General features: G+C 66.6%; 14 protein-coding genes. 10 read left to right on the top strand and 4 right to left on the bottom strand.

The genetic code is table 11. The annotated features are described in order from the left end of the window. The first annotated feature begins 115 nt into the window (after positions 1–115). Genes IFT87_RS13035 through IFT87_RS13020 form a run of 4 tightly spaced genes read left to right on the top strand, consistent with a single transcriptional unit; the run spans position 116 to position 4459 of the window. A complete protein-coding gene (locus IFT87_RS13035; RefSeq protein ID WP_192008759.1) occupies positions 116–1267 on the top strand; it encodes a fumarylacetoacetate hydrolase family protein in 1152 nt (383 codons plus the stop codon). Then, on the top strand, positions 1264–2076 hold the full coding sequence (locus tag IFT87_RS13030; protein ID WP_052149092.1) for an SDR family NAD(P)-dependent oxidoreductase: 813 nt from the start codon (positions 1264–1266) through the stop codon (positions 2074–2076). The genes IFT87_RS13035 and IFT87_RS13030 overlap by 4 nt, the downstream gene beginning before the upstream one ends. 3 nt (positions 2077–2079) lie before the next feature. Next, on the top strand, positions 2080–2958 hold the full coding sequence (locus IFT87_RS13025; protein ID WP_037529585.1) for an SMP-30/gluconolactonase/LRE family protein: 879 nt from the start codon (positions 2080–2082) through the stop codon (positions 2956–2958). A gap of 55 nt (positions 2959–3013) precedes the next feature. Beyond that, complete coding sequence (locus IFT87_RS13020; RefSeq protein WP_042467329.1) at positions 3014–4459, top strand: sugar porter family MFS transporter; 1446 nt, start codon at positions 3014–3016, stop codon at positions 4457–4459. A 79-nt stretch (positions 4460–4538) separates the two neighbouring features. On the opposite strand, the gene IFT87_RS13015 is transcribed toward IFT87_RS13020, so the two are convergent. Then, complete coding sequence (locus IFT87_RS13015) at positions 4539–6317, bottom strand: IlvD/Edd family dehydratase (protein ID WP_056407987.1); 1779 nt, start codon at positions 6315–6317, stop codon at positions 4539–4541. Between the two features lie 337 nt (positions 6318–6654). Here IFT87_RS13015 and IFT87_RS13010 point away from each other — a divergent pair, with 337 nt between their 5' ends. Beyond that, positions 6655–7071, top strand: a complete 417-nt coding sequence (locus IFT87_RS13010; RefSeq protein WP_037529582.1) for a globin domain-containing protein — start codon at positions 6655–6657, stop codon at positions 7069–7071. Positions 7072–7108: 37 nt separating this feature from the next. Here the strand turns inward: IFT87_RS13010 and IFT87_RS13005 are convergent, their stop codons facing one another. Genes IFT87_RS13005 through IFT87_RS12995 form a run of 3 tightly spaced genes read right to left on the bottom strand, consistent with a single transcriptional unit; the run spans position 7109 to position 11988 of the window. Beyond that, the gene (locus IFT87_RS13005) at positions 7109–8401 is read right to left on the bottom strand and encodes an MFS transporter (protein ID WP_037529597.1); all 1293 of its coding nucleotides are present in this window, start codon (positions 8399–8401) and stop codon (positions 7109–7111) included. Beyond that, a complete protein-coding gene (gene manD / locus IFT87_RS13000) occupies positions 8398–9609 on the bottom strand; it encodes a D-mannonate dehydratase ManD (protein WP_192008757.1) in 1212 nt (403 codons plus the stop codon). The genes IFT87_RS13005 and manD overlap by 4 nt, the downstream gene beginning before the upstream one ends. A 9-nt stretch (positions 9610–9618) precedes the next feature. Continuing rightward, positions 9619–11988, bottom strand: a complete 2370-nt coding sequence (locus tag IFT87_RS12995) for a glycoside hydrolase family 3 N-terminal domain-containing protein (RefSeq protein ID WP_192008853.1) — start codon at positions 11986–11988, stop codon at positions 9619–9621. Positions 11989–12154: 166 nt separating this feature from the next. On the opposite strand from IFT87_RS12995, the gene IFT87_RS12990 reads away from it, so the two are divergent. The 5 genes from IFT87_RS12990 (at position 12155) to IFT87_RS12970 (ending at position 21034) form a co-directional block, all read left to right on the top strand. Further along, positions 12155–14299: an alpha-glucuronidase family glycosyl hydrolase gene (locus IFT87_RS12990; RefSeq protein ID WP_426290651.1), complete on the top strand. Its 2145-nt coding sequence runs from the start codon at positions 12155–12157 to the stop codon at positions 14297–14299. 20 nt (positions 14300–14319) lie between these two features. After that, on the top strand, positions 14320–15600 hold the full coding sequence (locus IFT87_RS12985) for an SGNH/GDSL hydrolase family protein (protein ID WP_052148990.1): 1281 nt from the start codon (positions 14320–14322) through the stop codon (positions 15598–15600). A 429-nt stretch (positions 15601–16029) separates the two neighbouring features. Next, complete coding sequence (locus IFT87_RS12980; RefSeq protein WP_042467328.1) at positions 16030–19140, top strand: TonB-dependent receptor; 3111 nt, start codon at positions 16030–16032, stop codon at positions 19138–19140. 137 nt (positions 19141–19277) lie between these two features. Then, positions 19278–19997: a SapC family protein gene (locus tag IFT87_RS12975; protein ID WP_192008753.1), complete on the top strand. Its 720-nt coding sequence runs from the start codon at positions 19278–19280 to the stop codon at positions 19995–19997. Positions 19998–20002: 5 nt separating this feature from the next. Further along, positions 20003–21034, top strand: a complete 1032-nt coding sequence (locus IFT87_RS12970; protein WP_037528428.1) for a cupin-like domain-containing protein — start codon at positions 20003–20005, stop codon at positions 21032–21034. Positions 21035–21045 lie beyond the last annotated feature (11 nt).

Below are 21045 nucleotides of genomic sequence, written 5' to 3'. Positions count from 1 at the left end.
CGCGACGCGCGTCCCGAAGCGGGGCAGCCTATTGTACGATCAATCTCGTCCGCGTCTCTTGACGACCGGGCAATGGCCTATACGATAGCGGTAACATGAGTGGAGAGGGAAATTGATGTCGCATATCGCCGCGCCGGTCCTGTCGGCGTTGCCTGCGGACTGGCGCAACGCGCTGCTGCTTGGCCGGGTTAATCTCGGCGACGGCCCCACGCCGATATTGGTAAGCCGCGGTGAAGTCTTCGACATGTCCCGTGTCGCACCGACCGTGTCCGCGCTCGTCGCGGGCGGCACGTTCGACACGGCAGCCGGGCAGTCGCTCGGCACCCTCGAATCGCTCGACCTGTCCGCGGCGGTCGATGCGCCTGCGCGCCTGCTGAGCCCGATCGACCTGCAATGCGTCAAAGCCGCCGGCGTGACGTTCGCGGTGTCCGCGATCGAGCGCGTCATCGAGGAGCGTGCGCGGGGCGATGCCTCCAAGGCGGTCGAAGTGCGTGGCCGGCTCGAGGCCCGGATCGGCGTCAGCGTCCGTTCGGTCGTGCCGGGCTCCGCCGAGGCGGCGGCGCTCAAGGCGGCGCTGATCGAGGACGGGATGTGGTCGCAGTATCTCGAGGTCGCGATCGGCCCCGATGCGGAGATCTTCACCAAGAGCCCGACGCTCTCGACCGTCGGCTGGGGTGGCCCGATCGGGATCCGGTCCGATTCGACATGGAACAACCCCGAACCAGAAGTCGTGCTGCTGGTCGATGCAGACGGCGCGATCGTCGGCGCGACGCTCGGCAACGACGTCAACCTGCGCGATTTCGAGGGCCGTTCCGCGCTGCTGCTGAGCAAGGCCAAGGACAATAACGCGTCCTGCTCGATCGGGCCGTTCATCCGCCTGTTCGACGACGGCTTCTCGCTCGACGACGTCCGCGCGAGCGACGTGACGCTCAAGATCGAGGGCGAGGACGGCTATGTGCTCGACGGGCATAGCTCGATGCGCGAGATCAGCCGCGACCCGACCGATCTCGTCACGCAGGCGATGAGCGAGCATCATTACCCGGACGGCTTCGTCCTGTTCCTCGGCACGCTGTTCGCCCCGACCAAGGACCGCGACGAACCCGGCCGCGGCTTCACGCACAAGATGGGCGACGTCGTCACCATCTCGAACCCGAAGCTTGGCGCGCTCGTCAACCGTGTCACGACCTCGCGCGATGCGCCCGCATGGACGCTGGGCATCGGCGGACTGATGGCCAATCTCGCGCGTCGCAAACTTCTCGACGCATGACCTACGATCAGACGGAGACTCCCGTGTTGCAGCAGACCAGCGCCGGTGAAGGCCGCGCCATCTATCCCAGTCTCGCCGGCAAGCGGGTCCTCGTGACCGGTGGAGGATCGGGCATCGGCGCAGGTCTGGTCGAGGCGTTCGTCGCCCAGGGTGCGCGCGTCGCGTTCGTCGACGTCGCCGACGAACCCAGCCAGGCACTGCTCGAGCGCCTCGCGGTCGATGCGGCCCATGCGCCGATCTATCATCGCTGCGACCTGACCGACATCGATCAGCTGAAGACGGTGTTCGGCGCGCTCGAGCAGGCGCTCGGCGGGATCGACATCCTGATCAACAATGCGGGCAATGACGACCGGCACGGCGTCGACGAGGTCACGCCCGCTTATTGGGACGAGCGGCTGAACGTCAATCTGCGACACCAGTTCTTTGCAGCCCAGGCCGTCGTCCCTGCGATGAAGCGCGCCGGCGGCGGCACGATCCTCAACTTCGGGTCGATCAGCTGGCATCTCGCGCTGCCCGATCTGGTCCTGTACCAGACGTGCAAGGCAGCGATCGAGGGTCTGACGCGCGGCCTCGCGCGCGACCTCGGCCGCGACGGCATCCGCGTCAACACGATCGTCCCGGGCAATGTCCAGACGCCGCGCCAGGAGAAATGGTACACGCCCGAAGGGGAGGCGGAGATCGTCGCCGCCCAGTGCCTCGACGGCCGGATCCAGCCGATCGACGTCGCAGCACTCGTGCTGTTCCTCGCATCGGACGATGCGCGGATGTGCACCGGGCACGATTATTTCATCGACGCGGGCTGGCGCTGAGCCATGGATAGCGAAGCTCGCCTGCTCCACTCGGTCGGCGCCGAGCTCGGTGAAGGACCGGTCTGGTCGGCGCGCGACAAGGCGCTGTGGTTCGTCGATATCAAGGCGCCCTGCGTCTATCGATATGATCCCGCGTCGCATGCGCTGGATCGTTTCGACGCGCCATCGCATGTCGGCTGGATCCTGCCCGCACAGGACGGCCTGTGGGTCGCCGGGCTCGCCAAGGGCCTTCACCGCTTCGATCCGCGCGACGGCAGTTTCACGCTGATGAACGGCATCGAGGCGGAGCTGCCCGACAACCGCCTCAACGACGCCGCGGTCGATCCCGCCGGCAGGATCTGGTTCGGGTCGATGGACAACAGGGAAGTCCACCCGACCGGCCATATCTATCAGTGGCACCGCGGCGCCGTCAGCAGGACCGCCGTGCCGCCCGTCGTCATCACCAACGGCCCTGCCATCTCGCCCGACGGGCGCACCGCCTATCTGGTCGATACGCTGGGCCTGTCGATCGCCGCGCATCCGATCGGTCTCGACGGCACGATCGGCGAGGGTCGCCCGTTCCTCAAGTTCGACGCGAGCAAGGGTTATCCCGACGGCGCGATATGCGACGCCGGCGGTGGCGTTTGGGTCGGATTCTACGGCGGCTGGGCGGCACGACGGTTCGCCCCCGATGGCACGATGACCGACGAAGTGCGCTTTCCCGTCTCGAACGTCACCAAGATCGCGCTGGGCGGGGACGATGGTCGCACCGCCTTTGCGACGACCGCGCGACAGGGACTGTCAGCCGAGCGCCTCGCCTCGCAACCGCTCGCGGGCGACATCTTCACGTTCCGGACCGACATTGGCGGCATTCCCGTCATGCCGGTCAGCTTGGACCTTTAATCTCTAGACCTTGAACACGCCAACAGAGCGTGCATCATCAGGAAGGACGTCACTAATGAACGGCACGGCTACAGCCAGGGCCACGGGCTCACCCACCGATACGGGGGGCGTCAACAGCGCGCTGATCGCCCTCATCGTCGCGGTGGCGACGATCGGGGGCTTCATGTTCGGATATGATTCGGGCGTGATCAACGGCACGCAAAAGGGGATCGAGGCGGCGTTCGACCTCGGCAGACTGGGCATCGGCATCAATGTCGGCGCGATCCTGGTCGGATCGTCAGTCGGCGCATTCGCGGCGGGCCGCCTATCCGACGTGATCGGCCGTCGCAACACGATGATGCTGGCCGCAATCCTGTTCATCGTCAGTGCGCTCGCAGCGGGGGCGGCGAACTCGTCGTTGCTGTTCATCATCGCGCGGATCATCGGCGGGTTCGGCGTCGGCGCCGCCAGCGTGACCTCGCCGGTCTATATCTCGGAAGTCGCACCGGCCAATATCCGCGGACGACTGACCAGCATCCAGCAGGTGATGATCATCTCGGGCCTGACCGGCGCGTTCGTCGCGAATTTCGCGCTCGCCCGGTTCGCCGGCGGCTCGACCGCCGAGTTCTGGCTTGGGTATCAGGCCTGGCGCTGGATGTTCTGGCTTCAGGTGATCCCCGCCACGATCTATTTCGTCGCGCTGTTCTTCATCCCGGAAAGCCCGCGCTACCTCGTCGTGAAGGGCCATGACGCCCGCGCCGAAGTGGTGCTGACCCGTCTGTTCGGCGCGGCCGAGGCCCGCCGCAAGGTGGCCGAGATCCGCTCTTCGCTCGCGGTCGATCACCACAAGCCGCGGCTGTCCGATCTGGTCGACAAGACCACCGGCAAGATCCGTCCGATCCTCTGGGCGGGTATCGGCCTCGCGGTGTTCCAGCAACTCGTCGGCATCAATGTCGTGTTCTATTACGGCGCGACGCTTTGGGAAGCGGTCGGCTTCACCGAGGACAATGCGCTCCAGATCAACATCCTGTCGGGCGTCCTGTCGATCGGTGCCTGCCTCCTGACGATCGCGTTGATCGACCGGATCGGGCGCAAGCCGCTGCTGCTGGTCGGGTCGGCCGGCATGACGGTCACGCTCGGTATCGTTGCCTGGGCCTTCTCGAACGCCGTGCCCGCCGCCTCGGGCGTCGGCGTCACGCTGCCCGGCAATACGGGGCTGATCGCCCTCGTCGCCGCCAATCTCTACGTGATCTTCTTCAACGTCAGTTGGGGGCCGGTGATGTGGGTGATGCTGGGCGAGATGTTCCCGACGCAGATCCGCGGCTCGGCCCTCGCCGTCGCGGGGTTCGCGCAGTGGATCGCAAACGCGCTGATCTCGGTCAGCTTCCCGTCGCTCGTCCTCTCGCCGGGGCTGGCCTTCACCTATCTCGGCTATGCGATCGCCGCGCTCGTCTCGTTCTTCTTCGTCCGCGCCGCGGTCACCGAGACCCGGGGTCGCGAACTCGAAGACATGACCGGCTGAGCCGGACCATGAAAAAGGGCGGGCGGGAGGTGTTCCTCCCGCCCGCCCCATTTCGGCCTATCGGTGGCGCGCTCGGCGCCTAGTGATTGTGCCGCGGCGTCTTCGCGGCAATCCCGCGATACTTCACCGCAAAGTCCAGCACCCCGCCCTGCGCCAGCTGCCCCGTCTTTTCACGGTACAGTTCCTCCCAGGGCGAGTTGCTCGGCGGGATCGGCGGCGCAGGCTCGGTCTTGCGACGGGCGATCTCGTCTGCATCGACCAGCGCGTCGCAGGTCCCCGCGACCAGATCGATCCGGATCATATCCCCGTCACGCAGCCAAGCGAGTCCGCCACCGACCGCGCTTTCGGGCGACACGTTAAGGATCGACGGGCTGTCCGACGTGCCCGACTGGCGTCCGTCGCCCAGCGTCGGCAACGTCAGGATCCCCTGCTGGATCAGGGCGTCTGGCGGCTGCATGTTGACCACCTCGGCCGATCCGGGCCAGCCGATCGGACCGGATCCGCGGATCACCAGGATGCACCGCTCGTCGATCCCCAGCGCGGGGTCGTTGATGCGGTGGTGATAATCGTCCGACCCGTCGAACACGACCGCGCGGGCCTCGAACCGGTTCTCCGCCCCCGGCGTCGAGAGATAGCGCGCGCGGAAGGAGTCGGAGATCACCGACGTCTTCATGATCGCATGATCGAACAGATTGCCCTTGAGCACCAGGAACCCGGCATGCTCCATCAGCGGCGCGTCGAGCGTGCGGATCATCTCGCGGTCCCGCGTCACCCGACCCGTCAGATTGTCGCCCAGGCTCTGCCCGGTGATCGTCAGGCAGCTCGTGTCGAGCAGCCCCGACTCGGCCAGCTCGTGCATCACCGCAGGCACCCCGCCCGCGCGGTGGAAGCGCTCGCCGAGATACTTGCCCGCCGGCTGCATGTTGACGATCAGCGGCACGTCATAGCCGTGCGTCGACCAGTCACTCATGTCGAGCGCGACCCCGGCATGCTGCGCCATCGCCATGATGTGCGGCTGCGCGTTGCTCGACCCACCGATCGCGCTGACGACGCGGATCGCGTTCAGAAAGGCTTCGCGCGTCAGGATCTTCGACGGGCGAAGATCCTCATAGGCCATGTCGACGATCCGGCGTCCGGTCTCGAACGCCATCTGGCCGCGTTCGCGGTACGGCGCGGGGATCGCGGCGCACCCGGTCAGCGACATGCCGAGCGCCTCGGCGACGGCGTTCATCGTCGAGGCCGTCCCCATCGTGTTGCAATGTCCGGCCGATGGCGCGCTGTCGGTGGCGCGGGCCAGGAACTCCTCCTCGTCGATCTCGCCCGCGGCCAGCTTGCGCCGGCTGCGCCAGATCACGGTGCCCGAGCCGACGAGTTCGCCATCATGCCATCCGTCGAGCATCGGCCCGCCCGACAGGACGATCGCGGGAATGTCGACGGTCGACACCGCCATGATCCCCGCGGGGGTCGTCTTGTCGCATCCCGTGGTCAGCACGACCGCATCGATCGGATAGCCGTACAGCGTCTCGACCAGCGTCATATAGGCGAGGTTGCGGTCGAGCGCCGCGGTCGGGCGACGGCAATTCTCGAAGATCGGGATCGTTGGGAATTCCATCGGGATCCCGCCCGCGGCGATGATCCCGTCGCGCGTCCGCTTGGCGAGCTCGACATGGATGCGGTTGCAGGGCGACAGGTCGCTGCCGGTCTGCGCGATCCCGATGATCGGCTTGCCGCAGCGCAGCTCGGCGGGGGTGAGCCCGTAGTTCATGAAGCGTTCGAGATAGAGCGCCGTCATGTCCGAGCGGGCGGGGTCGGCGAACCAGTCGCGCGAACGAAACGGCCGTGCCGGTACGCGATCCAAAGCTTCTCTCCTCCAAGTCAATCCGATAGCGCTACCTTTACCTGCCGAACAGTCAAGCTCGGCGCGCCCCCTTGTGGCGAAACTCCCGCCGCAACGGGATCGCCGTACGACGATTTGAGGTTCGTGCCGATTGTAACACACATGCAACATGGCGGATTGACGCTCGATCGTGAAGCTGTTGAAACCGGTACATAATCGTGCGGGTCGGGAGAGCCGGAATGCGACAGGTCACAGGCATGTATGCCATATCGCCACGATTGCCGTCGGGCGAGCCGTGTACCGGACGCTCCATCTCCGGGTCACCCCGGTCGACCGGCCTCCTGGTGAACCTCGTCCGGTGACACCGCGGCAGATCGATCTCGTCCGCGACAGCTTCGTCCATATCCTGTTCGCGGCGGACGAAGCCTCGACGATCTTCTACGACCGACTCTTCGCGCTCGCCCCGGAATCGCGCGCGCTGTTCACGAACGACCGCACAGTCCAGGGCCGGCTCTTCATGCAGACGCTCGCCAAGATCGTCACCGGGCTGACCGCGTTCGAGGCGATGCGTCCTGAACTGAGGGCGCTGGGCCGACGCCATGTCGCGTATGGCGCCAAGGATCATCACTACGCCATTATCGGCGACGCGTTGCGCCATGTCGTCGCGCAGTTCGCCGGTGCGGACTTCGATCCTGATACCGACCGAGCCTGGCAAGACGCCTATGGTCTGGTCGCGCAGGTGATGATCGAGGCTAGCCACGAGCCGCACGAATAGCCGGCCGGGACGTGCCGCGAAGCACGCGCCGCCGGCATCACCCCAAGCGGTCCGGGGCCACCGGCGCATAGTGCGGCACGACGAGATGGATGACGGCGAGCGCGACGAGATAGGCACACGCCGCAACGATGAAGATCAGTTGATAGCTGCCGACAGTCTCGAGGATGCGACCCGCGAACTTCGCCATCAGCATGCCTCCGATCGCGCCCGAAAGGCCCCCCAGCCCCACCACCGACCCCGTCGCCCAGCGCGGCAGCAGGTCGCCCGGCAGCGCATAGAGATTGGCCGAGAACCCCTGATGCCCGGCACAGGCCACGCCGATCATCAGCACCGCCCACCACATGCTCGGCACCTGGGTCGCGAACGCGATCGGCACCGCACACAAGGCGCAGGCGAACATCGCGGTCTTGCGTGCGCGATTGACGCTGTAGCCGCGTCCGATCAGCCGCGACGAGAACCAGCCGCTCGCGACCGACCCGACATCGGCGAGCAGATAGACCGCGATCAGCGGCGGGCCGAAGGCGAGCATCGTCACGCCATATTGCCGGTTGAAGAAGTCCGGCAGCCAGAACAGGAACGTCCACCACACCGGGTCGATGAGGAACCGCCCGAGGATATAGGCCCAGGTCTGGCGTTGCCGCAGCAGCGTCCGCCACGCGACGGGCCGACCGGGTTCGACCGGCTCGCTCTCGATATAGGCGAGCTCCTCGGCCGTGACCCGGGGATGCTCGCGGGGGCGGCGGTAGAAGCCGAGCCAGACGATCAGCCAGACGATCGTGAGCAGCCCGGTCAGGATGAATGCCCAGCGCCAGCCCATCGTCACCGCGATGATCGGGACCAGCAACGGCGTGAGGATCGCGCCGACATTCGACCCTGCGTTGAAGATGCCGATCGCGAGCGCCCGCTCGCGCCGCGGAAACCATTCGTTGGTCGCGGCGATCGCGGCGGGGAAGGTCCCGGCCTCGCCGAGCGCGAGCGGAATCCGCGCAAGGATCATCCCGCTGGTCGAGGTGAAGAAGACATGGCCGACATGGCCGAGCGTCCACAGCGCCACAGCGAGCGCGTACCCGATCCGCGCGCCGAGCCGGTCGATGAGCCGGCCGAAGACGAGATAGCTCAGCCCGTAGGCCGCCTGAAACCAGATGGCGAGGTCAGCATAGCCCGTCTCGCTCCAGCCATAGCGTTGCTGCAGATCGGGCTTCAGCGTCGGCAAGACGAGCCGGTCGACATAGCTCAGCACCACCGCCGCGAACAGCAGCGCGCAGACGATCCACCGGACCCGGCCCCGCGGTTTCTCGACCTCGGCGGGGCTCGTTCCGTCGGCGCTCACCAGTTGCACAGCGTGCCGTCTTCCAGCCGCGCGACCGGAAGATAGGCGCGCCGATACTCATGGGTTTTGGCCAGCGCCTCGTCGATATCGACGCCGAGGCCCGGCGCCTCCCCCGGATGCATCATGCCCGCATCGAAGCGATAGGCATGGGGAAAGACCGCGTCGGTCTCGTCCGTGTGCGGCATATGCTCCTGGATCCCGAAATTGGGGACGGAGAGCCCGAAGTGCAGCGCGGCGGCCATCGCCACGGGAGAAAGGTCGGTCGCGCCGTGGCACCCGGTCCGGATATGATAGAGGTCGGCGAGCGCGGCGATCCGGCGCAGATGCGTGATACCGCCCGCATGCACGACGGTGGCGCGGATATAGTCGATCAGCTGGTGCTCGATCAGGTCCTTGGCATCCCAGATCGAATTGAACACCTCCCCCACCGCGATCGGCGTCGTCGTGTGGTGACGGATCAACTTGAACGCCTCCTGGTTCTCGGCAGGCGTCGGGTCCTCCATCCAGAACAGGTTATAGGGTTCAAGTGCCTTGCCGAGACGCGCCGCCTCGATCGGGGTGAGCCGGTGATGGATATCGTGGAGCAGATGGACGTCCCAGCCCATCGCCTCGCGCGCCGCCTTGAACAGCTCGGGGACGACGCGGAGGTATTTCTCGGTCGACCACACGCTCTCGCTTGGCAGATCCGCATCGGCGGGTTCGTAGCGTGCGCCGTGCTTCGCGACGCCATAGGTCGAGGCGAGCCCGGGCACGCCGCATTGCAGCCGGATCGCCTTATAGCCCTTGGCCTGCTCGGCTTTCGCGACCGCGATCGTGTCGTCGATCGTCGTGCCATTGGCGTGGGCATAGACCATGCACGCGTCGCGCGCGGCGCCGCCGAGCAGCTGATAGACGGGCATCCCCGCCAGCTTGCCCTTGATGTCCCACAGGGCCGTGTCGACCGCGGCGATCGCCGCCATCGTCACCGGGCCACGCCGCCAATAGGCACCCTTGTAGAGAAATTGCCAAACGTCCTCGATCCGGTGCGCGTCGCGACCGATCAGGCATGGCACGACATGATCGGTCAGATAGCTCGCGACGCTGAGTTCGCGACCGTTGAGCGTCGCGTCGCCGAGCCCGGTGGTGCCGTCGTCGCACTCGATCTTGAGGGTCACGAAGTTGCGCCCGGGGCATGTCACGATGACGCGGGCATTGACGATCCTGGGCATGACGATCCTTCAGGCGATTTCGAGAATAACGGTCTTGAGGCGCGTCGAGTCGGCACCAACGGAAATGTCGAACAGACCCGGCTCGACCACCTCGCGCATCGCGATGTCGAAGAACCGGAACGCGTCCGGGCCGAGCGTGAACTGGACCGTCCGGCGCTCGCCGGGGGCCAGCGTCACGCGTTCGAAGCCCTTGAGCTCGAGGATCGGCCGCGCGACGGACGACACCTGATCGCGCACATAGAGCTGGACCACCTCGTCGCCCGCGCGCGCACCGACATTGGCGACGTCGACCGAGACCGTGACACTACCGGCGATCCCGATCTTCGCGGACGACAGGCGCGGCGCACCGATCTCGAACTTGGTGTAGCTGAGCCCGAAGCCGAACGGGAACAGCGGCGCGGTCGTGTCGAACAGATAGCCGCGGCGCGCCGAGGGCTTGGCGTCGTAGAAGACCGGCAGCTGCCCCGTCGACCGCGCGACCGTCACCGGAAGCTTCGCACCCGGATTGATGTCCCCGAACAGCGCCTCCGCGATCGCGGTGCCCCCCTCCTGCCCGACATACCAGCATTCGAGCACCGCGTTGGCCTGCGCCGTCACGCTCGGCCAGGATGGCGGGCGGCCGTTGATCGCGACCACGATCACAGGCTTCCCCGTCGCCTTCATCGCGGCGAACAGCGCATTCTGCTCGCCGAGCAGGTCGAGACTGGTGCGATCGCCGAGATGCGTCTTGGCATAGCCCTCCCGGCTCGTCTGCTCGGTGTCGCCGACCGCGAGCAGGATGACGTCCGCGGTGTTGGCGACGGTTACCGCCTCGACGATCAGGTCTCGGTTGCGCGCAGGATCGGCCAGCAGCACTTCGTTGGCGGAGCGGTCCTCGCTCTGCGTGATGAAGACGCCCTGCGCGTGCACGACTTCGGCCTTGCCCTTCAAGCGCGCGCGAACCCCCTCGAGCAGCGACACCGTCGCCTTGGGGATCGACGAATAGCCACCGAGCCGCGCGACCGCTGCGTTCGGACCGATGACCGCGACGCGCTTGTGCGCCCCCGGGCTGAGCGGCAGGACGCCGTCGTTCACGAGCAGCGCGATCGATCGCCGCGCCGCCTCGAGCGCCAGCGCGCGCGCCTCCGCATTGCCGGTCATCCGCGCCGCCGCCTGCGGATCGACGATCGCCTGTTCGAACATCCCCGACCGCATCTTCAGCGTCAGCATCCGCCGGCACGCGGCATCGACCGCCTCGATCGCCACTCGGCCGGCGCGGACCTGATCGGCGAGCGAGCGATAGGCCTCGCCGTCCGGCAGGTCCGAATCGACGCCTGCCGCCAGTGCGAGGCGCGCCGCTTCAGCCTTGTCCGCGGCGATGTGGTGGAGCGATGCGAGTTCGCCGATCGCCGCATAATCGCTGACGATCGCGCCGTCGAAGCCCCATTCGCCGCGCAGCACGTCGTTCAGCAGCCAGCGATTGGCATGGCTCGGGACACCGTCGATCTCGTTATACGACGGCATCACCGCGCCGATCCCGGTCCGCGCGACGACCGCGCGAAACGGCGGGAAGAAATTCTCGCGCAGTTCGCGTTCGGCGATCGGTGCGGGGGCGACATTCTCGCCGCTTTCGGGCTGGCCGTGCCCGGTCATGTGCTTGAGCGTCGCGAACACCTTGCTGGGTGCCAGCGTCTTGCCCTCGCCCTGCAGACCGATCACCGCCGCGACGCCCATTTCCCCGCACAGATAGGGGTCCTCGCCGAACGTCTCCTCGATCCGGCCCCAGCGCGGGTCGCGGGCGATGTCGACGACCGGCGACAGCGCCAGCACCGTGCCGTGCGCCCGCACCTCGCGCGCGATCACCGCGTTGACCCGGCGGACGAGGTCGCGATCGAACGATCCCGCCAGCGCGATCGCCTGCGGGAAGCTGGTCGCCTCCGGCGCCATGAAACCGTGCAGCGCCTCCTCGTGGAACAGGATCGGAATGCCCAGCCGCGTGCGGGTCGTCGCCCAGCGCTGCGCCGCGTTGACGAACGCGATCGTATCCGCCGGCGCACGCCAGCGGCCGGTCACGGCGGCCGCCGTGTTGGCCGCGGTGGCGGCCCCGCCCCGGTCGGACGGCCGCGCAATCTGGCCGATGCCGTTGGGATAGGCCGTATCGGCACGCGTCGGGTCGAAGCGCAGCGCGTCGTCCATCACCTGCCGCTTCGTCGTCGACAGCGTGATCAACTGCGCGACTTTCTCGTCGAGCGTCATCCGCGCCATGAGATCGCGGACCCGCAGGTCGACGGGCGCGCGGGGATCCCGGTAGACGAGCGAGTCCTTTGCAGCGCTTGCCAGTCCGGGGGCCAGACCGGACGTCAAAGTCGCGAGCGACGCCGAACCCAGCCAGCGGAGCATGCCGCGGCGACTGGTCGCGATTGTCCTGAAACTCGTGCCGCTCACCCATCGTCTCCTGTCGTCAAACGCGGCATTGCTGTCGATGCCGTCATCGTGATAGCGATAACATGTTCGACAAGCAGACCCGTTGTCAATGCGGGAGGCTGTGCCGGGAGAGGAAAGAATGATGCGAGTGCGTTGGCTTTGCGTGGCGGTCGCGGTTGCGATGGCAAGTACGACCGGGGCGCAGGCAGAGGACGGCTACGACCTCTGGATGCGTTACCGCCCCTTGGCGAAAGAGGCGGCGACGGCGCTCGACCGGGACGCCGAATCGGTCGAAATGCGCGGCCAGTCGGCAACGTTGCGCGCCGCCGCGGACGAGCTTCGCCGCGGTCTCGCGGGGCTGACCGGGCACGCTTTTGCCATGGGTCCGAGCCCACATCCGATCCTGCTGGCGACCTCGGCCGACGGAGACGTCGGCCGCCTCGGCCTGCCGCTGAACGACCTCGGCGACGAAGGCTATGTCGTGCGGCAGGTGCGTCTCGGCGGCCGCGACGTCACGCTGGTGACGGGGCGTACCGATCGCGGCGTGCTCTACGGCAGCTTCGCGCTGCTGCGCCACATCCAGACCGGCGGCCGGATCGACCGGATCGCGCTCGCCTCGGCACCGCGGGTGAAGCTGCGCGTGCTGAACCACTGGGACAATCTCGATGGTGTGGTCGAGCGCGGCTATGCCGGCCAGTCGCTCTGGGACTGGTGGACGCTGCCCGACTTCAAGGATCCCCGCTACACCGACTATGCGCGCGCCAATGCGTCGATCGGCATCAACGGCACGGTTCTCAACAACGTCAACGCCAAGCCCGACAGCCTGTCCGCCAGCTATATCGCCAAGGCGGCCGCGCTCGCCGATGTCTTCCGCCCCTATGGCATTAAGGTCTATCTGTCGGCCCGGTTCTCCGCGCCGATCGAGCTCGGCAAGCTGAAGACGGCAGACCCGCTCGACCCCCAGGTTGCGGCCTGGTGGAAGGCGAAGAGCGACGAGATCTACCGCGCGATTCCGGATTTTGGCGGCTTTCTCGTCAAGGCCAATAGCGAAGGCCAGCCGGGGCCGCGCGATTATCACCGCAGCCACGCCGACGGCGCGAACATGCTCGCAGCGGCGGTCGCGCCGCATGGCGGCATCGTGATGTGGCGGGCGTTCGTCTATGCCGACACCGACCCGGACGACCGCGCGAAACAGGCCTATACCGAGTTCAAGCCGCTCGACGGCAAGTTCGCCGCCAACGTCATCGTCCAGGTCAAGAACGGCGCGATCGACTTCCAGCCGCGCGAGCCGTTCCATCCGCTGTTCGGGGCAATGCCCAGGACGCCGCTGATGCTCGAGTTTCAGATCACGAAGGAATATCTCGGCTTTGCGACGCACCTCGCCTATCTCGGGCCGCTCTTCGCCGAGACGCTCGGCAGCGAGACCTTCGCCGGCGGCAAGCGCGCGACGGTCGCCCAAATCGTCGAGGGCGGCATCAATCGCCACGCGCTGACCGGCATGGCGGGGGTCGCCAATGTCGGCCGCGACCGCGACTGGGCCGGATCGACCTTCAACCAGGCGAACTGGTTCGCGTTCGGGCGGATGGCCTGGGATCCGACGATCGGCGCACAGCCGGTCGCGCGCGAATGGGCGGCGATGACCTTCGGGCCGAACCCCGCGATCGTCGCGCCGGTGACGGACATGATGATGGGCTCGCGGGAAGCCGTGGTCGACTATATGACGCCGCTCGGGCTCGCGCACGTCATGGCGACGGGCCATCATTATGGCCCCGGTCCGTGGGTTGCCGACCTGAAGCGTCCGGAGTGGAATCCGGTCTATTATCACCGCGCGGACAAGGCCGGGATCGGCTTCGACCGGACGCGCACCGGCAGCAACGCCGTCGCGCAATATGCCCCAGAGCTTGCCCGACGTCTGGCCGATCCAGCGACGACACCGGAGCGTGACCTGCTGTGGTTCCATCACGTGTCATGGGACCGGCCGATGGCATCGGGGCGCAGCCTCTGGGCCGAGATGGTCCATGATTATGATCGCGGCGTCGGCTATGTCGCGGACATGCGCCAGCGCTGGGACGGACTGCGCGGCCAGGTCGATGCCGAACGCTGGGCCAAGACCGCGACCTATCTGGGTATCCAGGAACGCGAGGCCCGGTGGTGGCGCGATGCCAGCCTCGCCTATTGGATGTCGGTGAACGGCCGGTCGCTGCCGGCCGGCGCTGCTGCGCCCGCGCATGATCTCGACTGGTACAAGGCGCAGCACCCCGCCTTTGCCCCGGGCAACCCGCAATGAGCGGCCTTATGGAGAAAGCGATGACTGTGGGATCTTCGGTAGCCAGGCCGACGGCGTGGCTGTTGGCAGCATTGCTCGCGACCGGCGCGGATGCCCAGCGCGCCGCGCCGGCTCAGCGGTGGACCGGGAGCTGGGGCTCTGCGCAGATGATCGCGACAGGAGACAATGCGCTGCCGGCCGACCGCGCCGGCGCGATCACGCTCCGACAGGTCGTCCGTCTGTCGGCTGGCGGCACACAGGTCCGCGTGCGGCTGTCCAACGCGTTCGGCACCCAGCCGCTCAGGATCGGCGCGGCGCATATTGCCCGGCCGACCGCTCTCGGCACCTCGCGTATCGCGGGCGGCACGACGCTTCGCTTTGCCGGACAGGTGAACGCCGTCATCCCGGCGGGTGGGGAGATCTACTCGGATCCGGTCGCGCTCGCGTTCGCACCCGGGGCCGACCTCGCCGTCAGCCTCTATCTGCCCGATCCCGCCACGCCGCAGACCGGCCATCCCGGTGCGCGGGCCACCAGCTTCACGGTCGCGGGCAATCACGTCGCCGACCCGCTTCTCGCAGGCGCGACCACGACGCCACACTGGTATGCTCTCGCCGATGTCGAGGTCGCGGGGCCCGGCGTCGCCCAGGTCACCAGCGCGGCACGCCCGACGACGATCGTCACGATCGGCGATTCGATCACCGATGGCTATGGCGTCGCCCCGGAACGCAACAGCCGCTGGCCCGACATCCTCGCCGAACGGCTGCGCGCGGCACCGGCGACACGCCCGCTCGGCGTCGTCAATGCCGGCATCGGCGGCAACCGGATATTGCTCGACGGGCTCGGTCCCAACCTTGTTGCCCGGTTCGACCGCGACGTGATCGCGCGCAGCGGCGTCGGCTGGGCGATCCTGCTCGAAGGGGTGAACGATCTCGGCGTCTTGACGCGCGACGCTCCGGCATCGCCCGAAGACCATGCGGCGCTCGTCGCGCAACTGACCGCCGGCTTCCGCCAGCTGGCCGACCGCGCGCATGCACATGGTATCAAGATCATCGGCGGCACGGTGATGCCGTTCGGCGGCAATGACTATTATCACCCGGACGCCGCGCTCGAGGCCGATCGCCAGGCGGTCAACAGCTTCATCCGCAACTCGGGCGTCTTCGATGCGGTGATCGACTTCGACCGGGTGATGCGTGATCCGCGCCGTCCCGACCGTCTCGCGCCGGCGTTCGACTCAGGCGATCATCTTCACCCGTCCGAAGCGGGCTATCGGGCGATGGGTGCCGCGGTGCCGCTCGCGCTGTTCACCACGCCGCAGCGCTGAGCACGCGCCCGGCATGACGGTCGCGCCGGTCCCCCGCCTGTGCCGCCGGACCGGGTGATCAGTTCGCCCGTTCCTGCGGTTGGTCCGAACCTGCCTGAACAGGCCCCGCCCCGCTTTCCAATGACGGGGCAGGTCTCTCCCTGTCTCAAGTATTAAATAATCATATTTAAGTTATTTTATCGGCTATGGCTTTACTGCCACTGTGTCTAAAATACGCGACACAGAATACAGATTACCGTTGACAGTATTCGTGCCCATGGTAGCCCTATCACACACCGCCAATAAGAGCGGTTTCGGAAGGGCTGCGGTCATGCCGCAAAGGGGGAGAGAATGATGAGGGGTTCGTCCATACTCAATGCACTCGTGCGTTCGAGTTCGATTGCCACAGTTGCCGTTTGCCTGCTGAATCCGGCACAGACCTTCGCGCAAATGGCGCCAGGCACCGAGACAGGGTCGCCTGCGACTGCCGCGCAGCCAGCGCTTCCGGCAACATCCACCGCGCAAGACGCAGGGCAGACCGCGAGCCAGGATCCACAATCGGCCCCCGGGGACGAGATCGTCATCACCGGCATCCGCGCCAGCCTTGGTCGCGCTATCGACATCAAGCGCAACTCGGCCGGCGTCGTCGACGCCATCTCGGCCGAGGATATCGGCAAGTTCCCCGACACCAACCTCGCGGAATCGCTGCAGCGCGTCACCGGCGTCTCGATCAGCCGCGCCAACGGCGAAGGCTCGCAGGTTGCCGTCCGCGGCTTCAGCGGCGGCTTCAACCTCGTCACCCTGAACGGCCGCCAGCTTCCGGCGACCAGCATCGACACGAGCACCGGCAACGCGTTTGCGACCGGTACGGGTCGTTCGTTCGATTTCCAGAATCTCGCATCCGAGGGTGTCGCCACGCTCGAGGTCTACAAGACCGGCCGCGCCAACATCCCGTCGGGCGGCATCGGTGCGGCGATCAACGTCGTCACCCGCCGACCGCTGTCGTCGAGCGAGAGCGGCCTTTCGGGGTCGATCGGTGCCAAGGGGCTGTATGACAGCTCGGTCGAGAAGGCGGAAGGCGATCTGAGCAAGATCACGCCAGAGCTGTCCGGCCTCATCAACTACAAGAACCCGAACGAAACCTTCGGCGTCAATGTGTTCGGCAGCTATCAGCTGCGCGAATCCGCTTCGGTTCAGTCCAACCCCAATTACTGGAACATCGTGCCGCTGGCCGATTTCCTCAACACGGCGGGCGCCTATATCCGGCCGACGACGGTGATCACCAATCGCCCGACGACTGAATATGTCCAGATACCGAACGACAGCCGGTACCAGTTCTCCGAGAACCGCCGCGAGCGTCTGAACGGCCAGGCCAACATCCAGTTCAAGCCGTCCGACCGGTTCGAAATCTCGATCGACGGCATGTATGCCCGGAACAAGCTGAGCGAAGAGCGCAGCGAGCAGACCAACTGGTTCCAGCGCCCATTCACCGAAGTCACCTTCGACGACAACAAGCAGATGCAGAGCGCGGTGATCCTCGCCGAGTCGATCCAGGCGGACAAGGGTTACGAGCAGCAGCGTTTCGCGACCAAGACCGAGCTCTATTCAGTCGGTGGCAATGTGAAGTGGGACTTCACCGACAATCTGCGACTGACGCTCGACGCCAACCATGCCAAGTCGAAGACCAATCCGGATAACGCGAACGGAACCTCGGCGACGACGATCTCGATCGGTGCGCCGGTACGCTCCTCGCACAAGGTCGACTTCACCACCGGCTTCCCGCAGCAGTCCGAGACGATCAACGACTGCACCGCAACCAACGGTGGTCGCGGCGGCAACTGCAACAACACGCTCGACATCGCGGATCTGGGTAGCCAGGTCGCACGGAAGATCACGTCGACCCAGGAAGCCCGGATCAACCAGTTCGGCGGCGACGTCGCCTGGGACCTGGGCGGGGGCAGCAAGTTCAACGTCGGCGGCAACTATATCGACGCGAACATGCGCTCGACCACGGTCAACACGATCCAGACCCTCGGCGACTGGGGCATCACGGATACCGGTCGCGTCGCAGAACTCGCCGGCGATCTCGTCGACACCTTCTGCCTGACCTGCAAGTTCGACAAATATGATCCGAAGTCGACAGGCTCGTCACTGGTCGCCTTCCGCGCCAACGCGGTCGATCTGCTCGACGTCTTCGAGCCTTTCTACGCCGCCCGCGGCAACGCGGTCTCGCCGAGCCCGTCCTCGGACGATACCGTCGGTGAGAAGACCTGGGCGGCCTATGGCCAGATCACCTGGGCCGGTGAACTCGGCGGACGCCGCGCCAATGCGCTGATCGGCGCCCGCTATGAAAAGACGCGGGTCAAGTCGATCGGCATCCAGTCGGTGCCGAGCGGCATTCGCTGGTCGCAGGACAATGACTTCGCGGTCGATGGCGGGCCGCCCAGCGGCGCCGTCACGGTCAAGGCGAGCTACGACAATCTGTTGCCATCGCTCGATTTCAACATCGAACCGATCGACAACGTCATGGCGCGCGCCTCGTTCAGCCGCACGCTCGCCCGTCCCGACTATGGCAACCTCTTTGCCTCCGTCAGCGCCGGGGCGCCGAACCGCCCGACCGCGCTCGGTGCGGCCCCTGCGGGCGCAACGCGTCAGGATCCGGCGCTGTTGCCGCTGGTCTCGGACAATTTCGACGTGTCGCTCGAATGGTATTACAAGCCGACGAGCTTCGTGTCGGTCGGCTTCTTCAACAAGGACGTCCGCAACTTCATCGGCAACCAGGTCACCAGCGGCAATCTGTTCGGGCTGCGTGACCCGGGTTCGGGCGCGGCCGGTTCGCGCTCGGGTACCGCGCTGGCCTATCTCCAAGCCAACGGCCTCCCGCTCAGCGACATCAACCTGTTCTCCTACACCGCGTTGCTGACGCAGAATAACGGGAACCAGGCGGCCGCATCCGCCGCGTTCCAGAACAATATCGATCCCGCGACGGGTGGCCTGAGGACGCAGTTCGTCGTCGATCTGGCCAATGCGGTCGACATCGTCGCCGATCCCAACGATCCCCTGTTCGAGTTCGCGATCAGCGGACCGGTCAACAACCGCGAGGGCAACATCCACGGGTTCGAGGTCGCCTGGACCAACTTCTTCGGTCAGACCGGCTTCGGCTTTGCGGTGTCGTACACCAAGGTCAATGGCGACGTGAACGTCGATCCCTATGCCGATCCCAACGTCAACATCTTCGCACTGACCGGCCTCGGCGACAGCGCGAACCTGACCGGCATCTATGACAAGAACGGGCTTTCGGCGCGTGTCTCGTACAACTGGCGCGACAAATATCTGTCGGGCACCAACCAGGGCGGCAACCGCAACCCGCTCTTCACCGCAGCCTTCGGGACGCTCGACGCGAGCATCAGCTACGACATCGCGCAGAGCTTCTCGATCTCGCTCGAGGCGGTCAATCTGACGAGCGAACCGTTCCGCCAATATGCCCGTACCGAGACCAATCTGGTCTATGTGCAGGAACTGAAGCCGCGCTTCTATCTCGGCGCACGCTACCGCTTCTGAGCACGGGCCGGCGTGCGCCTCGGCGCGCGCCGGACACCGCATCGGGCAATGGAGGGGCCGCAGCACCGTGCCGCGGCCTTTTCCTGTTGTCCGACGCCGCCTGGCTGATAGACCCGGACAAAAAGGGACCGGAGCGGATGAACCCCGTACAGATCAATAATATCGATCATGCCGACCTGCGCGTCAGCCCACGCGCCGGCGCTGCATTCAATGACGCGGCCAATCAGGCGCTGGTCTTCCCCGCCGAATTCGAGGAACTGCAACGCGAATTCGCGATCGTGTTCCGCCGCCGCGACGAAGGTCTTCAGGCCTATGTGCTGCTGGGGCTCGACCGCGACGAGAATCTCTTTCTCACCGACGACCGCTGGACCAGCCGCTACGTCCCCGCCAGCCACCGGCGCGGTCCCTTCTCGATCGGCATGACCCGGTCCGCACCGGACGATGTCGGCGAGGCGATGCTGCAGGTCGATCTCGACGATCCGCGCGTCAGTGACCCGGCGGGTCTTCCGCTGTTCCTCGAGCATGGCGGCAACACGCCCTATCTCGATCATGTCACCGGCGTGCTGCGGCTGCTGTACGAGGGGATGGACACCGCGCCCGCCGCCTATGCCGCGCTCGACGACGCCGGGCTGCTCGCGCCGGTCACGCTCACCATCGATGTCAGCGACGAACGCCGCTACACCGTACCCGACGTACTCGTCGTCGACCTCGAGCAGCTCGCGGCGCTCAGCGGCCCGCCGCTCGAACAATTGCACCGCTCGGGCATCCTGCGGCTCGCCATCCTTGCCGCGTCATCGCTCGGCAATATCCAGCAGCTGATTGCACACAAGCAACAGCGGCTCGCGGCAGTCGATTGACCCCGGTGCCCGCCATCACCCGCCGGACACGCGTGATCGAAGGGGCGGACGCGCGGACCCTGCCCGTCGCCGATCTGATCGCGGAGGGCCGCCCGACGATCCTGCGCGGTCTTGCCCGCGACGTGCCGCTCGTCGCTGCGGCGCGTCAGGGTCCCGCGGCCGCGGTAGGCTGGCTCAAGCGGTTCGATGGCGGCCAGCCGGTGACGGCCTATATCGGCGACCCCGCGATCGGCGGCCGTTTCGGATACACGGCCGACTGCACCGCGCTCAACTTCACCCGCGAGCGCGGATCGCTGTCCGCCTATCTCGACCAGCTTCTCGCCGGCATCGACGATGCCGCCGCGCCCAGCATCTATATCGGTTCGACCGACATCGATCAGTACCTCCCCGGCCTCCGGGACCAGGCAGTGCTCCCCTTCGGCGATCCCGAACTCATCGCGCATCCGCCGCTGGTCAGTATCTGGATCGGCAACCGGACGACCGCCTCGGCGCATCACGACATGTCGAACAACATTGCGGTCACGTTGGTCGGGCGGCGGCGCTTCACGCTCTTCCCGCCCGAGCAGGTCGCCAACCTCTATCCGGGGCCGCTCGAACCGACGCCCGCGGGCCAGGTCGTCTCGATGGTCAATTTCGATGCGCCCGACTTCACCCGCCATCCCGGCTTTGCCGATGCGCTGGCGGTGGCCGAAGTCGCGGAGATGGAGCCCGGCGACGCGCTCATCTACCCGGCCTTGTGGTGGCACCAGGTCGAGGCGCTCGATCCGTTCAACGCGATGATCAACTATTGGTGGAACCCGACGCCGCGCTTCATGGACACGCCGCAGAACACGTTGCTGCACGGCCTGCTCAGCCTGCGCGACCGGCCCGAGCATGAGAAGCGCGGGTGGCAGGCGTTGTTCGACTATTATGTCTTCGGCGATGCGGCCCGCGCCGGCGCGCATCTCCCGGCAGACGCACGGGGCGCACTCGCGCCGCTGGATGCGATGGCCGCGCGAAGGCTGCGCGCCACGCTGTTGCAACGGCTCAATCGATGAAGGGATATGCG

This window comes from Sphingomonas sp. CFBP 8765 (assembly GCF_014841445.1).
Lineage (GTDB): Bacteria > Pseudomonadota > Alphaproteobacteria > Sphingomonadales > Sphingomonadaceae > Sphingomonas > Sphingomonas aerolata.
Note: the sequence above shows the minus strand (reverse complement) of the source record. Positions and strands in the feature narration are given on the sequence as shown.